Annotated in this window: 15 protein-coding genes and 1 pseudogene; 8 read left to right on the forward strand and 8 right to left on the reverse strand. The window is 62.1% G+C overall.

Annotated features, from left to right (window positions below; all coding sequences use genetic code 11):
- Positions 1 to 18: 18 nt before the first annotated feature.
- Both G9X64_RS03255 and G9X64_RS03260 read right to left on the reverse strand, forming a co-directional pair.
- A complete protein-coding gene (locus G9X64_RS03255; protein ID WP_168315940.1) occupies positions 19 to 861 on the reverse strand; it encodes a phosphoenolpyruvate hydrolase family protein in 843 nt (280 codons plus the stop codon).
- Positions 862 to 872: 11 nt separating this feature from the next.
- A complete protein-coding gene (locus G9X64_RS03260) occupies positions 873 to 2,069 on the reverse strand; it encodes a Tm-1-like ATP-binding domain-containing protein (RefSeq protein ID WP_168315939.1) in 1,197 nt (398 codons plus the stop codon).
- A gap of 99 nt (positions 2,070 to 2,168) precedes the next feature.
- On the opposite strand from G9X64_RS03260, the gene G9X64_RS03265 reads away from it, so the two are divergent.
- The 7 genes from G9X64_RS03265 to G9X64_RS03295 all read left to right on the forward strand — a co-directional run bounded on the left by G9X64_RS03265 (position 2,169) and on the right by G9X64_RS03295 (position 8,880).
- Positions 2,169 to 2,807: a TetR/AcrR family transcriptional regulator gene (locus tag G9X64_RS03265; protein ID WP_020047296.1), complete on the forward strand. Its 639-nt coding sequence runs from the start codon at positions 2,169 to 2,171 to the stop codon at positions 2,805 to 2,807.
- A gap of 354 nt (positions 2,808 to 3,161) precedes the next feature.
- Positions 3,162 to 4,472, forward strand: coding sequence for an ABC transporter substrate-binding protein (locus G9X64_RS03270; protein ID WP_168308392.1), 1,311 nt, complete (start codon positions 3,162 to 3,164; stop codon positions 4,470 to 4,472).
- Positions 4,473 to 4,628: 156 nt separating this feature from the next.
- Positions 4,629 to 5,534 (forward strand): carbohydrate ABC transporter permease, encoded by a 906-nt coding sequence (locus G9X64_RS03275; protein WP_017956807.1) that lies wholly within the window; start codon positions 4,629 to 4,631, stop codon positions 5,532 to 5,534.
- Between the two features lies 1 nt (position 5,535).
- Positions 5,536 to 6,495, forward strand: a complete 960-nt coding sequence (locus G9X64_RS03280; protein WP_003549729.1) for a carbohydrate ABC transporter permease — start codon at positions 5,536 to 5,538, stop codon at positions 6,493 to 6,495.
- Positions 6,492 to 6,695: a hypothetical protein gene (locus G9X64_RS03285; RefSeq protein ID WP_168308393.1), complete on the forward strand. Its 204-nt coding sequence runs from the start codon at positions 6,492 to 6,494 to the stop codon at positions 6,693 to 6,695. Before G9X64_RS03280 ends, G9X64_RS03285 begins: the two co-directional genes overlap by 4 nt.
- Positions 6,692 to 7,801 (forward strand): ABC transporter ATP-binding protein, encoded by a 1,110-nt coding sequence (locus G9X64_RS03290; RefSeq protein ID WP_168308394.1) that lies wholly within the window; start codon positions 6,692 to 6,694, stop codon positions 7,799 to 7,801. Before G9X64_RS03285 ends, G9X64_RS03290 begins: the two co-directional genes overlap by 4 nt.
- A complete protein-coding gene (locus G9X64_RS03295) occupies positions 7,801 to 8,880 on the forward strand; it encodes an ABC transporter ATP-binding protein (protein WP_168315938.1) in 1,080 nt (359 codons plus the stop codon). The genes G9X64_RS03290 and G9X64_RS03295 overlap by 1 nt, the downstream gene beginning before the upstream one ends.
- 74 nt (positions 8,881 to 8,954) lie before the next feature.
- On the opposite strand, the gene G9X64_RS03300 is transcribed toward G9X64_RS03295, so the two are convergent.
- Genes G9X64_RS03300 through G9X64_RS03315 form a run of 4 tightly spaced genes read right to left on the reverse strand, consistent with a single transcriptional unit; the run spans position 8,955 to position 12,762 of the window.
- Positions 8,955 to 9,929, reverse strand: coding sequence for a hydroxyacid dehydrogenase (locus G9X64_RS03300; protein WP_168308396.1), 975 nt, complete (start codon positions 9,927 to 9,929; stop codon positions 8,955 to 8,957).
- A gap of 21 nt (positions 9,930 to 9,950) precedes the next feature.
- Positions 9,951 to 10,643, reverse strand: a complete 693-nt coding sequence (locus tag G9X64_RS03305) for a FadR/GntR family transcriptional regulator (RefSeq protein ID WP_131627597.1) — start codon at positions 10,641 to 10,643, stop codon at positions 9,951 to 9,953.
- A 2-nt stretch (positions 10,644 to 10,645) separates the two neighbouring features.
- On the reverse strand, positions 10,646 to 11,815 hold the full coding sequence (locus tag G9X64_RS03310) for a mandelate racemase/muconate lactonizing enzyme family protein (RefSeq protein ID WP_168308398.1): 1,170 nt from the start codon (positions 11,813 to 11,815) through the stop codon (positions 10,646 to 10,648).
- Positions 11,816 to 11,874: 59 nt separating this feature from the next.
- Entirely contained in the window at positions 11,875 to 12,762 is an 888-nt protein-coding gene (locus G9X64_RS03315) for a sugar phosphate isomerase/epimerase family protein (RefSeq protein WP_168315936.1), read from the reverse strand.
- A 344-nt stretch (positions 12,763 to 13,106) separates the two neighbouring features.
- Between G9X64_RS03315 and G9X64_RS03320 the strand changes: the two genes are divergently transcribed.
- The gene (locus G9X64_RS03320; protein WP_168315935.1) at positions 13,107 to 13,958 is read left to right on the forward strand and encodes a sugar phosphate isomerase/epimerase family protein; all 852 of its coding nucleotides are present in this window, start codon (positions 13,107 to 13,109) and stop codon (positions 13,956 to 13,958) included.
- Positions 13,959 to 14,129: 171 nt separating this feature from the next.
- Here G9X64_RS03320 and G9X64_RS03325 read toward each other — a convergent pair.
- Positions 14,130 to 15,758: pseudogene (locus G9X64_RS03325) on the reverse strand (methyl-accepting chemotaxis protein); the annotation flags it as partial.
- 99 nt (positions 15,759 to 15,857) lie between these two features.
- A complete protein-coding gene (traA, locus tag G9X64_RS03330) occupies positions 15,858 to 19,133 on the reverse strand; it encodes a Ti-type conjugative transfer relaxase TraA (protein ID WP_171375900.1) in 3,276 nt (1,091 codons plus the stop codon).
- Positions 19,134 to 19,325: the final 192 nt, after the last annotated feature.

Consider the following 19,325-nt stretch of genomic DNA (forward strand, 5'->3'; position numbering starts at 1 on the left):
CCTCCTCCACACCCTTCCTCAGACGACCGCGCCGATGGCGAGCGCCTTGAAATCTTCCGTCTGCTTTCGGATTGCCGCCTCTGCCGGCAGGCGCTCCATCGAGCTTGCGCCATAAAAGCCGTGGCAGCCAGGGCAACGCTCGAGAATGTAACGCGCATCCTCCGGCAGGGAGATCGGGCCGCCGTGGCAGAGCACGATGACGTCGTCGCGCACGGAACGTGCCGCCTTGGCGATCGCGGCGATCTCGTCGACGCAGGCATCGAGGGACTTGCCGGATGTGGCGCCGATCGTGCCGCCTGTCGTCACCCCCATATGCGCCACGACGATGTCGGCGCCAGCGGTCGTCATGGCGATAGCCTCGCTCTCGTTGAAGACATAGGGCGTCGTCAGCAGGTCGAGCCCGTGGGCGGTGGCGATCATCTCGACCTCCAGATTGTAGCTCATGCCCGTTTCCTCGAAACTCTGCCGCATCCGGCCGTCGAAGAGGCCTATTGTGGGGAAGTTCTGTACGCCTGAAAAGCCCATTGCCTTGAGGTCGGCGAGGAAGCGCGGCATCAGCACGAAAGGGTCCGTGCCGTTGACGCCGGCAAGCACCGGCGTCTTTTTCACGACCGGCAACACTTCAAGCGCCATGTCCTTGACGATTTCGTTGGCATTGCCATAGGCGAGCAGTCCGGCCGCCGAACCGCGGCCCGCCATGCGGTATCGCCCGGAATTGTAGATAATGATGAGGTCGATACCGCCTGCCTCCTCGGCCTTGGCGGAGATGCCTGTGCCGGCACCGCCGCCGACGATCGGCACGCCGGCTGCGATCATGCCGTGAAATTTTTCGAGGATGGTGCTGCGCGGTATGACTGGCATCGATTTGTCTCTCAGGGGTTGGCGATATCACGATAGGCCGCGACGGCGGCCTCGGCGAAATCTGGATCGTTGATATGGAGCGGCAGGCGAATAATACGTCGCGACGCCGTCGGCTTCACCGTCGTCTCCAGCGCGGCGAAAAGCGCGGCGTCGGCTTGCGGGTCGAAGAACGGACCGCCTTCGATGTCGAGGGCCGAAACGCCCTTTTCGGGAATGAGGAAGCGTACGGGGCCGTGGCACAGATTGAGCTTGTCGCCGATCCAGCGGCCGATCTGCGCGCATTCGGCCGAGGTCGTGCGCATCAGGGTGACGTTCGGGTTGTGCCGGTAAAACAGCCGGCCGGCATAACGCTCCGGAACGGTCTCCGGCGCCCAGAAGTTCACCATGTCGAGCGCACCGACCGAGCCGACATAGGGCAGGCCTTTGCGAGCAATGGCGCCGAAACGGTCCGAGGTGGCGGGCAAGACGCCGCCGAACAGCAGGTCGCAGACCTCGGTCGTCGTGATGTCGAGCACGCCTGAGACCAGCTCGCTGTCGACAAGCTTCTCCATCGCCCGCCCGCCCGTGCCTGTCGCGTGGAAGACCAGGCAGTCATAGTCCGATCGGAGGCGCTCGACCATGGCGGATACGGCAGGTGTCGTAACGCCGAACATGGTAAGCCCGAGGGCCGGTTTGGATGCAGTCACCTCAGCGGGCCGGCGGGCCATGGCGGTGATCGCCTGGGCGGCGTTGTGAAGAATGACACGACTCAGCCGGTTCAGGCCCGCCATGTCCGTGACCGAGGGCATCATCACGATGTCTGAAACATCGACAAAGGGAGCCACATCGCCGGATGCGAGCGTCGAGACCATGATCTTTGGCAGACCGAGCGGCAATTGGCGCATGCCTGCGGTAATGATCGAAGTGCCCCCGCCTCCACCGATACCGATGACGCCGGCGATGTCTTGGCGCTCCACCAGGAAGCGCGCGAAGGCAATGCCCATCGCCTCGACCGCCGTTCCGCGGTCGCCGCTGGCAAGAACGACCCCAGCCCCGTCCGGATGGCACGCCGCCACCGCGTCTGCCCTCACATCGACGGAGGTTTGAGGCTCGCGGATGCCGACGTCGACGCGGATAACAGCCCCACCCGCCGCTTCGATGCAAGCGGCCAGATAAGCAAGCTCCTCGCCCTTCGTGTCGGCCGTGCCGACCACGTAGATCTGCTTCATTTCCCCTCCGAGACCGGTTGGGTTTCCTCCCAGCATATCCCACGTCCGGGCAAAGCGATGGGCCCTTGCAAATTTGTGAGACGCGCGTATCATAAAGATATGGATGTCTCACGTCAACAGAACGAAACAGCCAGGACCGAGCGAGGCCCGCGTGCCCGAACGCGAAAACTGATGCTTGAAACGGCAACGCGGCTCATGCAGTCCGGCATCACTCCCTCGGTAAGTGAAGTCGCCGAGGCTGCCGAAGTCTCGCGCGCGACGGCCTACCGCTACTTTCCGAGCCAGGCCGCGCTCGTGCATGCCGTGGTGGATGAGGCTCTGGGGCCGATACTCAGTTGGTCGTCGGACAGTCCGGATGCACGCACCCGCGTTGCCGACCTCTTGGCGACCGCAATGCCGCGCATCGACGAGTTCGAAGCCACCTTCAAGGCGGCGCTGAAACTTTCGCTGGACCAGTGGGCGCAGCGTCAGGCCGGCACGCTCGGCAACGAGCCGCTATTCACGCGCGGCCACCGGGTCGACTTGCTCAAGTGCGTGACGGCTCCCCTGCAGGGCACCGTGCCGCCCGAATCCCGGGAACGCCTTGCGCAGGCGCTTTCGCTTGTCTTCGGCGTCGAGGTGCTGATCGTATTGAAGGATATCTGGGGCCTGACCTCCGAAAGCGCGCAGTCTGTTGCCGAGTGGGCCGCCAAGGCGCTTGTTGACACGGCGTTACGGCAGGCGGAGAGCAAAGCATGACGTGGGGAACCTTCAAATTAATCCAACAATTGGTTGGACCAGATGAAGCAAATGTGGTCGGGATTGGCGAGCAAGACGTGACTTCGCCTGACAAGACTGCGTGAGCGGAGTCGCAATTGCGGGAAGAGATCTAGAAATCTGGAAGACGAACCTTTGCTAAATGCTCTCCGAGGCTCACTCTTGACGATAATGGGGTTTGGTACTACCAGATTAGGGAATAACATTCAGGCTTGAGATCTGAAACGCGCCAGGGTCGGGGAGGACCCCAGCACGAAAATCACCCAGGAGGATCGGGAAGCCGGATCGGGAGGCCCGCGATGACGCGGGAAGCGTGCATAAATGGGAGGAAACGTTATGCGCAAAACTATGACCGGTCTGTTGGCCGGTGTCGGATTGATGTGGGCCTGCGGAACGTCCGCGCAGGCCCAGGAACTGACGATCTTCTGGGCCGAGTGGGACCCGGCAAACTACCTTCAGGAACTCGCCAACGAATACGAGGCTGAAACCGGCGTCAAAGTCACGGTCGAGACCACACCATGGGCCGACTTCCAGACCAAGGCCTTCACCGAGTTCAACGCCAAGGGGTCAGCCTATGACATGGTCGTCGGCGACAGCCAGTGGATCGGGGCAGCGTCAGAAGCCGGACATTACGTGGATCTGACCGAATTCTTCACCAAGCACAATCTGACCCAGGTGATGGCCCCGGCAACAGTGAAATACTACGCCGAGTATCCGGCGAACTCGAAAAAGTACTGGTCAGTTCCGGCCGAAGGCGACGCCGTCGGCTGGTCCTACCGCAAGGACTGGTTCGAAGATCCCAAGGAGATGGAGGCGTTCAAGGCCAAATACGGTTACGACCTTGCCCCGCCCAAGACATGGGCCGAGATGCGCGACATCGCCGAATTCTTCCACCGTCCGGACCAGAAGCGATACGGAATCGCCATCTACACCGACAACTCTTATGACGGTCTCGTCATGGGTGTCGAGAACGCGATCTTCTCCTTTGGCGGTGAACTCGGCGACTACCAGAGTTACAAGGTCGACGGCATCATCAATTCTGAGAAGAACGTCAAGGCGCTCGAATTGTATCGCGAGCTCTACGGCTTTACGCCTCCGGGCTGGGCCAAGTCCTTCTTCGTCGAGAACAACCAGGCGATCACCGAGAACCTGGCGGCGATGAGCATGAACTACTTCGCCTTCTTCCCGGCCCTGGTGAACGAGGCGTCCAACCCGAACGCCAAGGTTACCGGCTTCTTTGCCAATCCGGCGGGGCCGAACGGCGAGCAATTCGCAGCGCTCGGCGGCCAAGGCATATCGGTCATCTCCTACTCAAAAAACCAGGAAGAGGCGATGAAATTCCTCGAATGGTTCATCAAGGATGAGACCCAGAAGCGCTGGGCCGAACTCGGCGGCTACACGGCAAGCGCCAAGGTGCTTGAATCGCCGGAATTTCAGAACGCGACACCCTATAACAAGGCCTTCTACGAGACGATGTTCAAGGTGAAGGACTTCTGGGCAACGCCTGAATATGCCGAACTGCTGATCCAGATGAACCAGCGCATCTACCCCTTCGTCACCGCCGGGCAAGGCACGGCGAAGGAAGCGCTCGACTCTCTGGCAGCGGACTGGAACGCGACGTTCAAGAAATACGGACGCAATAAATAGCAAACGTGATCAGCGGAGGGGCTCCGTCGCCCCTCCCTTGCATTCTGCATCTCGCGCCCAAAGGCGCGGTTCGAGAGGGCGCGGCGCCCGGAATTCACTTCGCGCATCGTGATGCCTTTTCCGGCATCCGGCGCCGACTCTCGGAGGAGGAGAGGATTGGCAACCGCAGTCATGACATCGCTGGACACGAAATCACGTGCCGCATCCCGCGGCATGAGTGACATCCGCATTCGCAATCTCTTCATTATCCCGACGATCCTGTTTCTGATCATCTTCAACATCTTTCCGCTGATCTATTCGCTCGGCTATTCCTTCACGGATTTTCGCGCCTCGACGAACGCGCCGGCGAACTTTGTCGGCCTGCAGAACTACCGCGAATTGCTGAACGATCCTTTCATCTGGTCGAATTTCGCCATCACCGCGAAATATGTGATCGTCTCCGTGACGGGTCAGGTGATCGTCGGCTTCGGCACCGCGATGCTGCTCAACCGCGATATCCCGCTGAAGGGTCTTCTGACGACGCTGCTGCTGCTGCCGATGATGCTGTCGATGGCCGTGGTCGGCCTCTTCTGGAAGCTGCTCTACGACCCGTCCTTCGGCATCATCAACTACGCGCTCGGCCTCGGCTCCTTCGAGTGGCTGTCGAATCCGGACATGGCGCTCTATGCGGTCGCAATCACGGACATCTGGATGTGGTCGCCCTTCGTGATGCTGCTGTCGCTTGCCGGCCTTTCGGCCGTGCCAAAACATCTCTACGAGGCAGCGGCGATCGACCGCGCGGGACCGTTCTATACCTTCTTCCGCATCACGCTGCCGCTGGTGGCGCCGATCCTGATGATCGCAATCATCTTCCGTACGATGGAAGCCTTCAAGACCTTCGACCTCGCCTACATCCTGACCAGCCAACCGACGACCGAGGTGATCTCCATCCGGCTCTACAAGATGGCCTTCCAGGAATGGCAGACAGGACGCTCCTGCGCACTCGCCTACATCGTGCTCATCATGGTTCTTGCGATCACCAACATCTACGTCAAGTACCTCAACAAAGTGAAGGAGCGCTGAGATGGCTGCCGTCCAAACCCGCTCCGAACGCGCGCTGAACCGGGTGGCGATTGCCGCCGTATTGGTCATCACGCTGATCTTCCTGGCGCCGATCTACTGGATCACCTCGACGGCCTTCAAGCCGCGCAACCTCGCTACCACCATTCCGCCGACGGTGCTCTTCGAGCCGGAACTCTCGCCCTTCGTGAAGCTCTTCACCAAGCGCTCGCAATTGCGCGGGGCACCTACCCCTGAAGAATATGCCGCCGCCCCCTGGTGGGAGCGGATGGTGTTCGACGGCGGCGAGAAGATCGTTCGCTCCGGCCGCGGCGAGGTGCAGCCCTCCGGCTATCCGAACCGCTTCATGAACTCGCTGATCGTCGCCATCACGTCCACGGTGCTGGCCGTGGGCATGGGGACATTCACGGCCTACGGCTTCTCGCGCTTTAAAGTGAAGGGGGAGGCAGACCTTCTCTTCTTCATCCTGTCGACGCGCATGCTGCCGCCCGTCGTCGTGGCGATCCCCATGTTCCTCATGTACCGCGTCGTCGGCCTCAACGACACGCATTGGGGCCTCATCATCCTCTACACTGCCTTCAACCTTTCCTTCTCCGTTTGGCTGATGAAGGGCTTCATCGACGAGATCCCGAAGGAATACGAGGAGGCCGCACTCGTCGACGGCTACACCCGGATGGAGGCCTTTTTCAAGATCGTCATCCCGGAAGCGGCCACCGGCATTGCCGCAACCGCAGTCTTCTGCTTCATCACGGCCTGGAACGAATACGCATTTGCGCTGATCATGACGAACCGGCGCGCGCAAACGGCTCCACCCTTCATTCCGAGCCAGGTCGGCTCAGGCCTGCCGGATTGGACGGTGATTGCTGCCGGCACATTCCTGTTCCTGCTACCGGTCGCCATCTTCACCTTCCTGCTCAGGAACCATCTCCTGCGCGGCATGAGCTTCGGAGCGATCCGCAAATGACCTTTCGCGCCTTCAACCAGAAATATCTCGAACCCGGTTCGCAGTATCTCATGATCTTGGGCATCGTCGCGCTCTGCCAGCCGTGGAACCTCTTTCTGCACCGCTACGGCATGACGATGACGCTCGTCGGACTGATCGCCTTCATGGTGGCGACCAAAATCCCGCGGGACGCGCAACCAGACGAAAGCAGCCCTTCATGACGCAAATCGAACTTCGCGGGATTCAGAAATATTTCGGTGCCGTCCAGGTCATCAAAGACCTTAATCTCGCCATCGCCGACAATGAATTCATCGTGCTGCTTGGACAATCGGGCTGCGGAAAGACGACGACATTGCGCGCCATCGCGGGGCTGGAGACGATCGATGAAGGCGACATTCTGATCGACGGGCAGCCGGTGCAGCATATCAAGGCATCCGACAGGGATATCGCCATGGTATTCCAATCCTTCTCGCTCTATCCGCACATGACGGTCTACGAGAACATCGCCTTCCCGCTCCGCGCGACCCGGATGAGCCGTGCCGATGTCGATGCGTCGGTCCGCGAGATCGCCGGTGTGCTGCGTATCACTGGTCTGCTGACCCGCAAGCCTTCGGCGCTGTCAGGCGGCGACATGCAGCGGGTCGCGATCGGCCGCGCGCTGGTGCGACGGCCAAAGGCCATGCTGATGGACGAGCCGATCGGTGCGCTCGACGCGAAGCTGCGCGAAGAGATGCGGGCGGAAATCAAGCGTTTGCATATCAAGCAGGGTTCAACCACCATCTACGTGACGCACGACCAGGTGGAGGCCATGTCGCTCGCCGACCGCATCGTTATCATGCACGAGGGTATCCTCCAGCAGGTCGGCACGCCGGAAGAGGTTTACGCGCAACCCGCCAACACGTTCGTCGCCCAGTTCGTCGGAAGCCCGGTCATGAACATGGCGCCGGCGATCATCAGCGCGACGGGCAGCCATACCAGCGTGCAGGTCGGCGACGAGACGACGGGCTTCGAGTTCCCCGCCGTGCTGGCCGACCGCCTCTCCGACGCAAGGGCCGAGAACGGCAAGCTGACACTCGGGGTCCGGCCTGAGGGCGTTCTTGTTTCACGGGAGGCCCGCGAGGGCTTCATGCCGGTCGAGGCACATATCATCGAGCCTCTCGGCTCGCACGACATCGTGGACCTGAAGGTCGGTCACCAGATGATCAGGGCACGCACCAAGAGCGGTTTCGTGCCTGGTCCCGGCGAAGCCGTCTGGGCACGTATCGACCCCGCCCAGGCACATTTCTTCAACACCGCGACCGGCTCGTCGCTGGGGATCAGACTCTGATGGCGCATATCGAACTCAAGGGCATCACCAAGACCTTCGGCAACCACACGGCGCTGAAAAACTTAAACATCGACATTGCTGACGGCGAGTTCTTCGTGCTGCTCGGGCAGACCGGCGCCGGCAAGACGACGACGTTGCGCCTGATCGCCGGTCTCGAGAAGCCGACCGCAGGCCAAATCTTCATCGACGGGCAGGACGTCGCCGACTGGGGTGCCGCCGAGCGCGACGTGGCCCTGGTGCTCCAGCAATATTCGCTCTACCCGCGCTATACGGTGCGGGAGAACCTGGAATTTCCATTGAAGTCCCGTATCCGTCGCGTTGAACCTGGGGAAATCAAGGAGCGCGTCGACCGCGTTGCGAAGACACTGCGCATCGAGCATCTGCTCGACCGCAAGACGGACCGGCTGTCGGGAGGCGAGATGCAGCGCGTATCGATCGGCCGGGCCATCGTGCGCAAACCGCGGGTCTTCTTGATGGACGAACCGCTTTCGGCGCTCGACGCGAAGCTTCGCGAAGCACTTCGCACCGAGCTGAAAAACCTGCAGATGAACCTCGGCGCGACCTTCCTCTTCGTCACTCACGACCAGATAGAGGCCATGTCGATGGGCGACAAGATCGGCGTCCTGAACAATGGTCAACTGGTGCAGACGGGTACGCCGCAGGAGATCTACCAAAACCCGGTCAACACCTTCGTCGCGCGCGCGGTCGGTTCGCCGCCGATGAACCTGATTGCCGGCACGCTCGCCGGCGGTGAGGCAGTGGCCAGCGAGGGCTACCGGCTCCCCCTCGGCAACGGACACGGCATCGCGACAGACGGTCGCCCGCTCACCTTCGGCATCCGTCCCGAGGACATTTTTCTCGACAGCGGCGCCCCCGGCGAAGCACGGGTCCACGACGTGGAAAACCATGGTGTCGAAAAGATCGTGACGCTACGCACCGGCGAGAAGTTCATCCACGCGACCGTGCCGACACAGACGGCGCTTCGGATCGAGGATGAGGTTCGCTTTTCGTGGAATCCGGAAAAGGTCGTGCTGTTTGACGCCGGAAGCGGTGTAAGCCTGCGGCACGCGGGTTCCTGATTGGTCCAAACAATGGAACCGGTCTCGGCGGCACGGCAGGGGCGGCCAGCGTTTCGAGTTGTCGCGACGGGGCGTTATGCGGGAAAGCGCCGGCGGTAGTGCTCTACCACTTCGGGATTGCGCAAGTTGACGGGCAATTCGCCCTTGATGACGCGCAGGACTTCGCTCGCCGCGCCTGTTCCCATGCGCATCATGCTCTCTTCCGTCAGACCAGCCAGATGCGGCGTGACGATGACGTTGTCAAAGCCGAAATAGGGATGGTCGAGCGGCAGCGGCTGCGTTGCGAAGACGTCGAGCGCGGCTCCGCCGATGCTGCCATCGCGCAGCGCCTCGATCAATGCCGCGTCATCGATCACCGGGCCGCGCGAGACGTTGACCAAAATGGCCGCGGGCTTCATGCGCCCGATGCGACCGGCATTGAGCAAGCCGGTCGTCTCCGGAGTCAGCGGGCAGCAGAGCACCACGATGTCGGCCGTCGCAACAAGCTCATCGATCGCCATGAAACGCACGCCGTCCGGCACGCTTTCCGGCGACCGGCTCGTGGCCACCACCTCCAGGCCGAAACCGAACTTCGCGATCTTGAAGATCGCCTTGCCGACATTACCCATACCGACGATCCCTATGGTGCGGCCGGCGAGGTCGACGGCCGTATCCGACTGGGCGCGGCCCGCCACCCAGCCGCTCTGACGCAGTTCGCGGTCCATAAGGCGGAAGCGCCGAAGCAGGGCCAGTGTCACGAGGAAGACGTGCTCGGCGACAGTCGACGCATTGGCGCCCGGGACGTTGGCGACAAGCACGCCGGCGCGGGTCGCCGCATCCATCGGCACCATGTCGAGCCCTGCGCCATGGCGGATCGCCGCGCGAAGCGCCGGCGCATCCTCGAAGAAGGCCGGAGGGATCGGCGCGCGTATGACGACGATGCCCGCGCCACGGCCTTCTCGCAGCAACGTTTCAGGATCGGGCGCGGAAGCGACACGCAGATCACCCGCAGCCTCAAGCATGGCCTTGGCCGCGGGATGCAAGGGATGTGTGGAAAAGATGAAGCTCATCGGCCCTCCCGCCGGTTGCGCCTATCCGGCTGCCGTCGCTGGACCGCCGATGAGACCCTTCCAATAGCTTTCCGCACCTTGAAGATGCGCGCTCATCAGCGCCTGGGCGAGATTGCCGTCTCGGGCAAGCAGCGCCTCGTAGATGCGGATATGTTCCTCATGCGAGCGCCGGCTGCGGGCGGCGTCTGCAAAATAGATCGGCAGACGGTGCTCGCCCATGACGTAGTAGACGCTGCACACGCGATGGAAGACGCTATTCTTGGTGGCGCGGACGATCTCCAAATGAAAATCCCGGTCCTCGCGCGCCAGCCCCTCGCCGGCGGCAAGCTTCGCCTCGGACGCGGCGAGAATATCGCGCAAATGCTGGTAATTCTCCTCCGTCGCCCGATCGCAGGCGAGCTCCGCGGCCTTGATCTCATGAATCTTGCGAAGCTCCACGGTCTCGTAGATCAGGATGGGATCAAGCGGCACGCCGGCGCGGGCAAAAAGCGCCATTGCCTCCACGCTCGCCTCCGTGGTCGTCAGATAGATGCCCGACTTGGCCCGGCGCTCGACGATGCGCATTGCCTCCAGAATGGCCAGTGCCTCGCGAACCTGGCCCCGGCTGACACCAAAATGCTCCGCAAGCTCTCGCTCCGAAGGCGTACGGCCGTTGCCGCTCGAGTTCGAGAAAAGATGGGCCGCGAGATCGGAGAGGAGCGAATTTTCTTTCATTGTCACTGTCTTTGCGCGTGAGTCTCCAGGACCCGCTGATTGATCGTGAAGCCCAGGCCAGGCCTGTCCGGGATCTCTATCATACCGTCTTTGACCGACACAGTGTCCTCAACAAGATCATGGATCATCGGATTGGCGCCGAGCGAATATTCGATGATGAAGCTTGCCGGGGAAGCCGCGCACAAGTGCAGGCCGGAAAAGAAGCAGGGCGCACCGGCCCAGAGATGCGGCGCGAAACGGAGATTGAAGGCGCTGGCGAGCGAACTGATGCGCATCGCCTCCGTAATGCCGCCGCAGAAGGCAGGGTCCGGTTGGAATATGTCGGCGGCCCGAAGCATGGCAAGATCTCGGAAGGCAAAACGCGTCGCCTCGCTCTCGCCGGCAGCGATCGGCACGTTCCCGGCCGCGCGCACCTCCGCCATGCCCGGCTTGTCATCGGCAATCACCGGCTCCTCGAACCAGGCGAGGTCGCAATCGGCAACCATCTGGATGAAGCGCTTCGCATCGGCAACAGTATACGTCCCGTGCGCATCGACCATCAGGTCGACGTTGGGCCCGACCGCTTTGCGCGCCGCCCGCACGCGCGATGCCGAGACATGCGGCGCACGATCCATCGCGCCGACGCGCATCTTGACTGACTTGAAACCGCCGGCCGCGATATAGGACCGGAGTTGATCACCGATCCGCTCCGCACTCTCCCAACCGCCCGAGGCATAGGCGGGCAACCTGTCGGCCTTGCGGCCACCCAGCAGCTTCCAGACGGGAACGCCGAGCGACTTGCCGAGAATGTCCCAGAGCGCTATGTCGACCGCGCTGATCGCCGCGACGGAAAGGCCGCGCCGCGCGATCTCGGGCATGGCGTGACCCGAACGCGCCGCCGTCTCGTGGCGTACGCCGTTGTAAAGCATCTCCCATATGGCGGAGATATCGGCAGGATCGCGGCCGATGAGCTTCGGCCCCACCTCGTGGTTGATCATGTGGACCAGCGTGCCGTAGGTGCCTGCACTCCCCGCGGCATTCTTGCCCTCTCCCCAGCCCACGATGCCGTCGTCCGTTTCGATCCGCAGGATCGCGCTATCGAAGGTCGTCAGTCGGCCGAAGTCGCTGCGGTGCTGACGGCTGGCCTCGATGGGAATTTTAATCCACCAGGCGTCTACGGTCTTGATGCGCATGTCTCGGATCCCTTGCCCCTCACAGCCCGCGAGCCGCAGGGCATATGTCTTTCCGTTCGTTACTTGATCAGCGGCAGGATCGTCTCGGCAGTGATCCGCATCTGATCGTCGTAGAACTTCTCAGTGAGAAGGCTCGAGCCGTGGTCCTGGATGAATTTCAGCTGCTCCGGGGGTATGTCGACAGGGCTTCGCTCGACCATGTCCGGATATTTGGCGGCGGGCGTCCGGTCGACCGGAGCGACAAATTCGTTGGTGACGGCGCCGTCGTAACCGATCTCCTTCAGCGTGCCGATGATCTTCGGCCAGTCGAGCTGGCCGAGGCCGGCGGCAAAACGATTGTTATCGGCGACGTGGAAATCGAACAGGCGCTTTCCAGCGAGCCGGATCGCTTCATACATGTCCTCCTCCTCGATGTTCAGGTGGAAGGCATCCAGGCACACCCCGCATTCAGGGCTGACGGCATCAGCGAGCGCCAGCGCTTGGGCGGCACGGTTGAAGAAATAGGTCTCGAAACGGTTGAGCGGCTCGACGGCAATGCGCACACCCCTCTTCTGCGCATGGGCAAAACACTCCTTGGTAGCGTCCACCACCCACCTCCACTCTTCCTCTTCGGTCCCATCCGGCACCACCTTGCCGACGGTCGCCGGCACCAGGGTGACGATCTCGCCATCCAGTTCGCTGACCATGGTGATGACGCTCTTGACATAGTCCACCGACTTGGCGCGCTGGCCTTCATCCCTGGCGGCAAGATTTCGCTCGCCGAGCGTCAGCGTAACGGCGCCCCAGCAGCGGATGCCATGCTCCTTCAGCAGCGCACGCGTCTCCTTGACGTCGTACTGTGCCGGTTCGCCGGATATCTCGATGCTCTCGTAGCCATATTTCTTGATGCGCTTCAGCGTGACGGCGAGCGGTTCCGCCCGCATCCAGTTGTGTGTGGAAAGATGCATGAGGTTCCTCCTAGGCTGTTGCGGCCACGCTCGACAGCCGCTTGGCATCGAAACGTCACCTTATCGCTGGCCAATCCCGTTGCTGCGGCAATCTGGTTTGGCCAATTCTTGTTGTCTGAAAGATCTAACCCAATTCCAGAACCTCTGCAAGACGGCCTTGAAACACCAATACATTCTGCGAATTCGGCTTTTTATTGCTACATTTCACTGCTTATGCGCGGAATCTTGGCTCCAAGCGGCGAGCACCGTAGCTTGACCTGATGCGCAAATTTGGTATGACCAGATCTGAGGGTTGTTGATGGGCTTAAGCCGCCACGCAGTGGCCGCAAGGCGAAGGGGGAGAGATGAAGATCGGGATGTGCATGTTCCTCTGGACGACAGTCGTCGGCCGCAAACACGAGGCATTGTTGCGCGATATCAAGGCCACAGGGTTTGACGGCGTCGAGATCCCGATCTTTTCGGGCTCGCCCGACGATTACCGGCGGCTGGGGGCCTTGCTCGACCGGATCGGCCTGGAACGGACCGCTGTTTCGGCAATGGGCGACCCCCACATGAACCTGATCGCCCCCGACGCGGCAACCCGCAAGCGCGGCATCGACTACGTGAAATGGGCAATCGACTGCAGCGATGCGCTTGGCGCAACGATGCTGAGCGGGCCGCTGCATTCGACGCTCGGCAAATTTTCCGGAAGCGGGCCGAGCGCGGCGGAACTCAAGCGCTCAGTTTCCTCGCAACGCGCGATCGGCGATCACGCAGCAAAGCACGGCGTCACGATCGGGCTTGAGGCGCTAAACCGCTTCGAATGTTACCTGTTCAACACGATGGACGACCTTGCGGCCCATATCGACGCGATCGGACATCCGAATATCCGCGCCATGTACGACACCTTCCACAGCAATATCGAAGAGGCCGATCCCATCGGCGCCTTCACGCGAAACAGTGACCGCATCGTCCATGTCCACATTTCAGAGAACGACCGCGGCGTACCAGGCCGTGGCAACATTCCCTGGGCGGAGACGTTCAAGGCACTACGCGCGAGCGGTTACGACAGGTGGCTGACAATCGAGGCCTTCGGCCGGGCGCTCAAGGAGCTCGCCGCCGCGACAAAGGTCTGGCGCGACTTTTCCGAGACGCCGGAATCGGTCTATCGCGAAGGCTACCGCCATATCCGCGATGGATGGCACGCGGCGGCATGACCACAACCGATTTCGCCGCGGTCGATAGGGGAACCGTCGGCCTGAACGCTGCGCTGGCAGGCCACGCCTTACGCCTGAACAATCACCTTCTGCCTGCTCTCATCGAGCACCAAGGTTCCCTTGCATATCGGAGGGATTTCCGAAGGCGTCCGCTCGCTCAGGAGACATCCCTCAGGAAACCAGGGACATCGGCGGACGAGCGGCGGGCGATGCCTTGCGGATATCGGCGGTCTGAAAGTGGGAGATTCTTTCGTTCAACACTTCCACCTGATGCCGGAGCCGATGAATTTCCGCGTTTCTCCTCCACCACGGCGGCATTGTGCTGGGTGATGTGCTCGACGTCGCGAACGGCATATTGACCTCGTCGATCCCCTTGTATTGCGTGGTGAAGACGAGATGACTTGCACCAGCCCATTGATCGACGTGAAATGGTCCATGATGGATGAAAGTGCCTGCCCGGTCTCTTCGACGAGTTGGACGCCTGTGCCGACCTGCGATGCACTGGTGGAAATCAGACCCTTGATCTCGCGAGCAGCCGTGGCGCAACGCTGCGCAAGCTCATGCACCTCCTGGGCGACGACGGCAAAACCTCTGCCCGCCTCTCCTTCCCGGGCCGCTTCCAAACCCGCATTGAGCGCGAGGAGATTGGTCTGGAAAGCAATCTCGTCGATCACGTCGATGATGCTGCTGACTTTTTCGGACGACCGGTTGATGGCGCCCATGGCGTCGATCGCCTTGGCGACAACAGCCCCGAGTGCTCCGCCCGGCGGCGCGCCTCGGCGACCGAAAGCGACGTCTGACGGGCGTTTTCGGCCGTCGTTCGCACGCTGGCGGTGAGTTCACCCAGCACCCGCGAACTCTCCTCGAGGGACGCCGCCTGCTGTTCCGTGCGGCGGGCAGATCGTCGGCGGCACCGGAAAGGTTGGTGCTACCCTCGGCGATCTCGTAGGTCGTGTTGCGCACTTCGGCGAGTGTCAGGCGCAGCCCATCGATGGCGTGGTTGTAGGTTCGGGCGATGGCGACGTAATCTGCGGCGAGATCCTCGCTCATCACGGCTGCAAGGTCGCCATCGGCAAGTTTGCTGAGCATATCAGACAGGGCGGTGAGAGCCTCGCTCTGTTCGGCCTCGATACGCGCCTGCTCCGCCGCGCGGCGGGCCTGCTCCAGTTCGTCTCGCGCCCTGTTTGCTTCGGCAAGCTCTTCCAGCCTGGTCTTCTCAAGCGCATGATCGCAGAAGACGGTGACGGACCGGATCATGTCGCCGATCTCGTCGCCGCGCTTGCCGTCGCCGATCGGGACATTCAGATCGCCATCGGCCAGTCGCATCATCGTCTGGGTGATCCGCTTCAGCGATCCGCGCAGGATTTCGATCAGCATGAGACCGCCGATAATCGCAAGCACGGTGCCCGCAATCATCGCCGACCGCGACATCGTCGCCGAGCGCTGGCTGATTTCCTTGCCGCTCTCCTGCGCCGTGCTGACGAACTGCTCGAGCGTGCGACTTGCCGTCGCCACCAGCTCCGTCGCAGCCTGCTTGTTGGCCTGCCAGCGGTCGGCGATCGATATCAGAAGCGACGTGTGCTTTTCGATTGCGGCGGGCGACGGCTCGATTTTCTTGGCAAGATCCTGCAACGCGGCGTTCCGCCCGCTCAAGAGTACAAGCCCTGCAGCGTTTTCGCGCAGCGCCTTGAGATCCGCAAGAACCGCATCCCTTGCCTCGGCATCGACCCGCCTGTTCAATTCGCTCAGGTGCAAGCGCAGATCGTCAATGGATTTGAAAGCGGCAGTGACGATCGCTAGGTGAGCGGTGAAGCTCAAACCCCAACGCTCAGGACGAAAGCCCGGAGTCTCTAAGACGGTGCCTGAGCCTCCTCGAAATCCCTGGGCCGAGCCAAACCTCTACATCCCGAGCCCCAAGGACTTGCCCCGCTTCAGTGAGCGCTTCAACTCCATCTGCTGCGTGAGCTCCGCACGATGACTGCGCTCGGCAAGGCGAGCAACCTGGCGGATACGCCCGATGTCACCAGCCTGATCCGGCCCCACTCGCTTCAGCTGATCCGCGAGATCTGAGGGATCGGCGCGACCGAAGCGCGTTTCGATCGCGCTGACGATGTCCTTTGCCTCGGCAAGCGCTCGGCGGCCCTCCGGTGTCCCCGCCAGTTGCTCGACGAACTTTCCCTTGTCGGCATGGGCGAGATCGTCGAGCCGGCGCAGCAGCGCCTCGCTCCGGCGGCTCGGCCCCAGAACCTCGACCACGTCCTGCTTTTCCCGCTTCCAGCGTTCGGAGCCGCATTCGGCAGCGAGGCGACGTTGCCAGGTCTTGGCGGATTGGCGAACATGCGACGCCAGCGCATCGATCCGGCCAAGCGCGTGTTTGCGTTCGGCGTTGTCTCCGAACAGGCCGGTCTTGCCGGCGAGCGCGCCGAACGTCTCGGGCAAAGTGCTGAGTTGACTGGCGAGCGCGACCGGATCCGCGTTCTCATCCAGGATGCGGCCGCGCAACACGTCCATGGCCGCCGGCGCGTCTTTGAACACCTGCGGCGCAAGCTGCTTTGCCGCCTCCCAATCTCGTTCGAATGCCGGCATCGCCTTTGATCGTCCAACCTCTTCCACGCTCATCGCATAGGTTCTCACGGCCGCAACGAGCACGCGGCGTTCATCGCCACTGGGATCCTGGTGCGCAGGACTGTCATCGGCGATGGTGCGGGCTGCAAGCGGCTGCGGTTTCTCCGCTGGCTTGGGAACCGCCGTGTCCGGGATGGGCTGTATCCCTTTGTTGATTCCCTGAGATGCGACATCACTCTCGCCCTGCCCCCGGCGATCCTCCATGCCGCGCCGATTGGCAAAGTCATGCGTATAGTCGAGCGTCGTCTCCTTCACGCCTGACCGGCTCAGTGTCTCTGTCAGCGAGCGCAGCGTCTTGAACGCATCCAGCCCCGCATAGAGCTGCACCGCCTCGCGATGACGGGTCATCGCCACATAGGTCAGATGCCGGTCCATCGTCGTCGACGCCAGAACAAAACTCCGGTCGACCGTGGCGCCTTGCGTCTTGTGGATCGTCGTCGCGTAGCCGTGGTCAAAGGATTGGTAACGATTGACCGGTACGGTCACCTGGCGTTGCCCATCTGGCGTCTGCGCCTTGCCGTCAAGCCGAACCTGTATTGCGTCCGGCGCGACGGCGATCACCTCGCCCAACATGCCATTCTTGACGCCGAGATCGCGATCATTCTCCAGGAAGACGATGCGGTCGCCACGCGCAAAGGATCGCTTCCCATGGCTGGTCTGGTAACTCAGTTCCTCACCTTTATCACCAGACGGGTTACTGCCCTTTGCCAGCTCACCGCGATCCTGCAACCGAGCGCGAATGCCGGCATTGATGGCACGGACGTCGTCGCGTCGATGGGCCATCGCAATGCGCGTGTCGTTGGGATTGGCCGATCGGTCAGCGACGTAATCGGCAATGATCGCCTTCAGCGTTTCCGCGCGATCCGACTTCAGATGAACGCTTCCCCGTGCCACGTAGGCCGACAGTCCGGCTGCGGTCCGGTGAGAGGCAAAGTCAATCGAGGCCTGCTTTTGCCAATCGGCTTTTTGCCGGCGGACTTCCGACAGTTGCGCATGACCGACGGCTCCCGCGATCGCCCGAAACGGCGCGCCCGCTCCGATCGCCTGAAGCTGTTCATGATCACCGACCAGGACGAGCTTGGCGCCGGCCCGTTTGACCTCGTCGACGAAGCGGGCGAGCTGACGGCTGCCGACCATGCCGCCCTCGTCGATGACGAAGACGTCACGAGCATTGAGCCGACCGCGATCAGCTTGCCAGCTGTATTCCCACGATGCCAATGTGCGGCTTGCGATCCCGGACGATTGCTCCAGGCCTTCCGCGGCCTTGCCGGCCAATGCCGCGCCATGAACACGATAGCCCTGCGCTTCCCAGGCGTGCCGCGCAGCCGCCAGCATCGTGCTCTTGCCGGCACCGGCAAAGCCGATCACCACGGCGATCTGACCGGGACCCGTGACATGCTCGATCGCATGGCGCTGTTCAGCCGACAGCCCCTGCCCCGGTGAAGGATTTCCCGCCTGGATCGATCTGTCCTGTTCGGCGATCGCTGCATCGACATTGCGCTTGAAGACACCGTGGTTTTGGCGCGCCTTCATCGCCATGACATTGCTGGCGATCGCGCCCTCGATCGCCACCATCTCGACCGTCGAATAGCGGGCCTCGCCATCGCGCCCCCGAAGGCCCGTGCTTTCGGGCCTCAACTCGACCAGAGCCTTCGACGCCATGACCGCGGCAAAAGCATTCTGGAAGGTCTGCGGATCGTCATTGATGTAGCGATGCAGAGCCCTGGCAATGTCATAGCGGGTGAAGACGCTCTTCTCGTTGGTAATCAGCTTCAGGATCTCATCCGGGCGCCTCTGGATGGTCTCGGCATTTCGCTCGGCCGATTGCGGTGAGATGCGGGTGCGCGCGACTGCCCCACCCTGCCGATTGATCTCAGTCGCATGCACACCGACATGTTCGGTCGGCTCGATCGTGATCCCGGCTTCCAGATGAGAGCGGTTGTCGATACGGATATCGAGGCCTGCCCTCTCAAGGTGCGTGTTGGCCAGATGCTCCCACACCTGGCGCAGTTCCTTCAGCTGCAGTTGCGATGGCGGCAGGTGATTGGCGAGAAGCCATCTGTTCTCCCGCTCGAGCAGCGTCTTGTCGCCAAGACCGGCTTCCGTCACCTGGCGAGTCGTCATCATCAGATGCGCGTGGCTGTTTCTGATGTCGCCGCCCTCGCCTGGCCGATGGATCGCGAAGTCGACGGCAGCGCCATAACGATTGGCCAGATGCAGCGCAAACGCCCGCGTCAGCACCAGGCGTTGATCCGGCGTCAGTTCGTGTGGCAGCGCGATTTCGAATTCCCGGGCAATCCGGGCATCGCTGCGTTTCTCGGCACGCTCGGCGGCATTCCACAAGGCGGATCGCTTCATCGCCCAATAGGCGGAAGAGCGAGCCGGCAAGACGATCTCGGCATGCTCGACACCGTTCCTGTTGCTAAAGTCATGCGTCAGCCCATCGCGCTCGTTCGTCAGTCTCACGGCGGCGCGATAGGCGGCGGACGCCACGGCGCTGCGGCCACCGCTGCGGGCGATCGGCTTCATGCTGAGATGATAGATCGCCATCGCATGTCCTTCTTGGCCGATCCGCCGGCCCGCGCCTTGAGTTGCCCCGCAACTCGTAAGTGCGCCCTTGTGCCTTCGTCGCTTCGCGCCTTCGGGCACTGGTGGGAGCGCGCGGCAATCTCCCGATGACCTCGTAAGCCGTTCACCCGGTCGCTTCCACGCGCAGATTTGCGAGTAGCCGACATGCACCCA

Source organism: Rhizobium sophorae (genome assembly GCF_013087515.1).
Classification (GTDB): Bacteria; Pseudomonadota; Alphaproteobacteria; order Rhizobiales; family Rhizobiaceae; genus Rhizobium; species Rhizobium sophorae.

Bases quoted from the DNA above. Each gene is read 5' to 3' on its own strand.
- G9X64_RS03255 (WP_168315940.1), bottom strand. From the start codon at position 861: ATGCCAGTCATACCGCGCAGCACCATCCTCGAAAAATTTCACGGCATG.
- G9X64_RS03260 (WP_168315939.1), bottom strand. From the start codon at position 2,069: ATGAAGCAGATCTACGTGGTCGGCACGGCCGACACGAAGGGCGAGGAG.
- G9X64_RS03265 (WP_020047296.1), top strand. From the start codon at position 2,169: ATGGATGTCTCACGTCAACAGAACGAAACAGCCAGGACCGAGCGAGGC.
- G9X64_RS03270 (WP_168308392.1), top strand. From the start codon at position 3,162: ATGCGCAAAACTATGACCGGTCTGTTGGCCGGTGTCGGATTGATGTGG.
- G9X64_RS03280 (WP_003549729.1), top strand. From the start codon at position 5,536: ATGGCTGCCGTCCAAACCCGCTCCGAACGCGCGCTGAACCGGGTGGCG.
- G9X64_RS03285 (WP_168308393.1), top strand. From the start codon at position 6,492: ATGACCTTTCGCGCCTTCAACCAGAAATATCTCGAACCCGGTTCGCAG.
- G9X64_RS03290 (WP_168308394.1), top strand. From the start codon at position 6,692: ATGACGCAAATCGAACTTCGCGGGATTCAGAAATATTTCGGTGCCGTC.
- G9X64_RS03295 (WP_168315938.1), top strand. From the start codon at position 7,801: ATGGCGCATATCGAACTCAAGGGCATCACCAAGACCTTCGGCAACCAC.
- G9X64_RS03300 (WP_168308396.1), bottom strand. From the start codon at position 9,929: ATGAGCTTCATCTTTTCCACACATCCCTTGCATCCCGCGGCCAAGGCC.
- G9X64_RS03305 (WP_131627597.1), bottom strand. From the start codon at position 10,643: ATGAAAGAAAATTCGCTCCTCTCCGATCTCGCGGCCCATCTTTTCTCG.
- G9X64_RS03310 (WP_168308398.1), bottom strand. From the start codon at position 11,815: ATGCGCATCAAGACCGTAGACGCCTGGTGGATTAAAATTCCCATCGAG.
- G9X64_RS03315 (WP_168315936.1), bottom strand. From the start codon at position 12,762: ATGCATCTTTCCACACACAACTGGATGCGGGCGGAACCGCTCGCCGTC.
- G9X64_RS03320 (WP_168315935.1), top strand. From the start codon at position 13,107: ATGAAGATCGGGATGTGCATGTTCCTCTGGACGACAGTCGTCGGCCGC.
- traA (WP_171375900.1), bottom strand. From the start codon at position 19,133: ATGGCGATCTATCATCTCAGCATGAAGCCGATCGCCCGCAGCGGTGGC.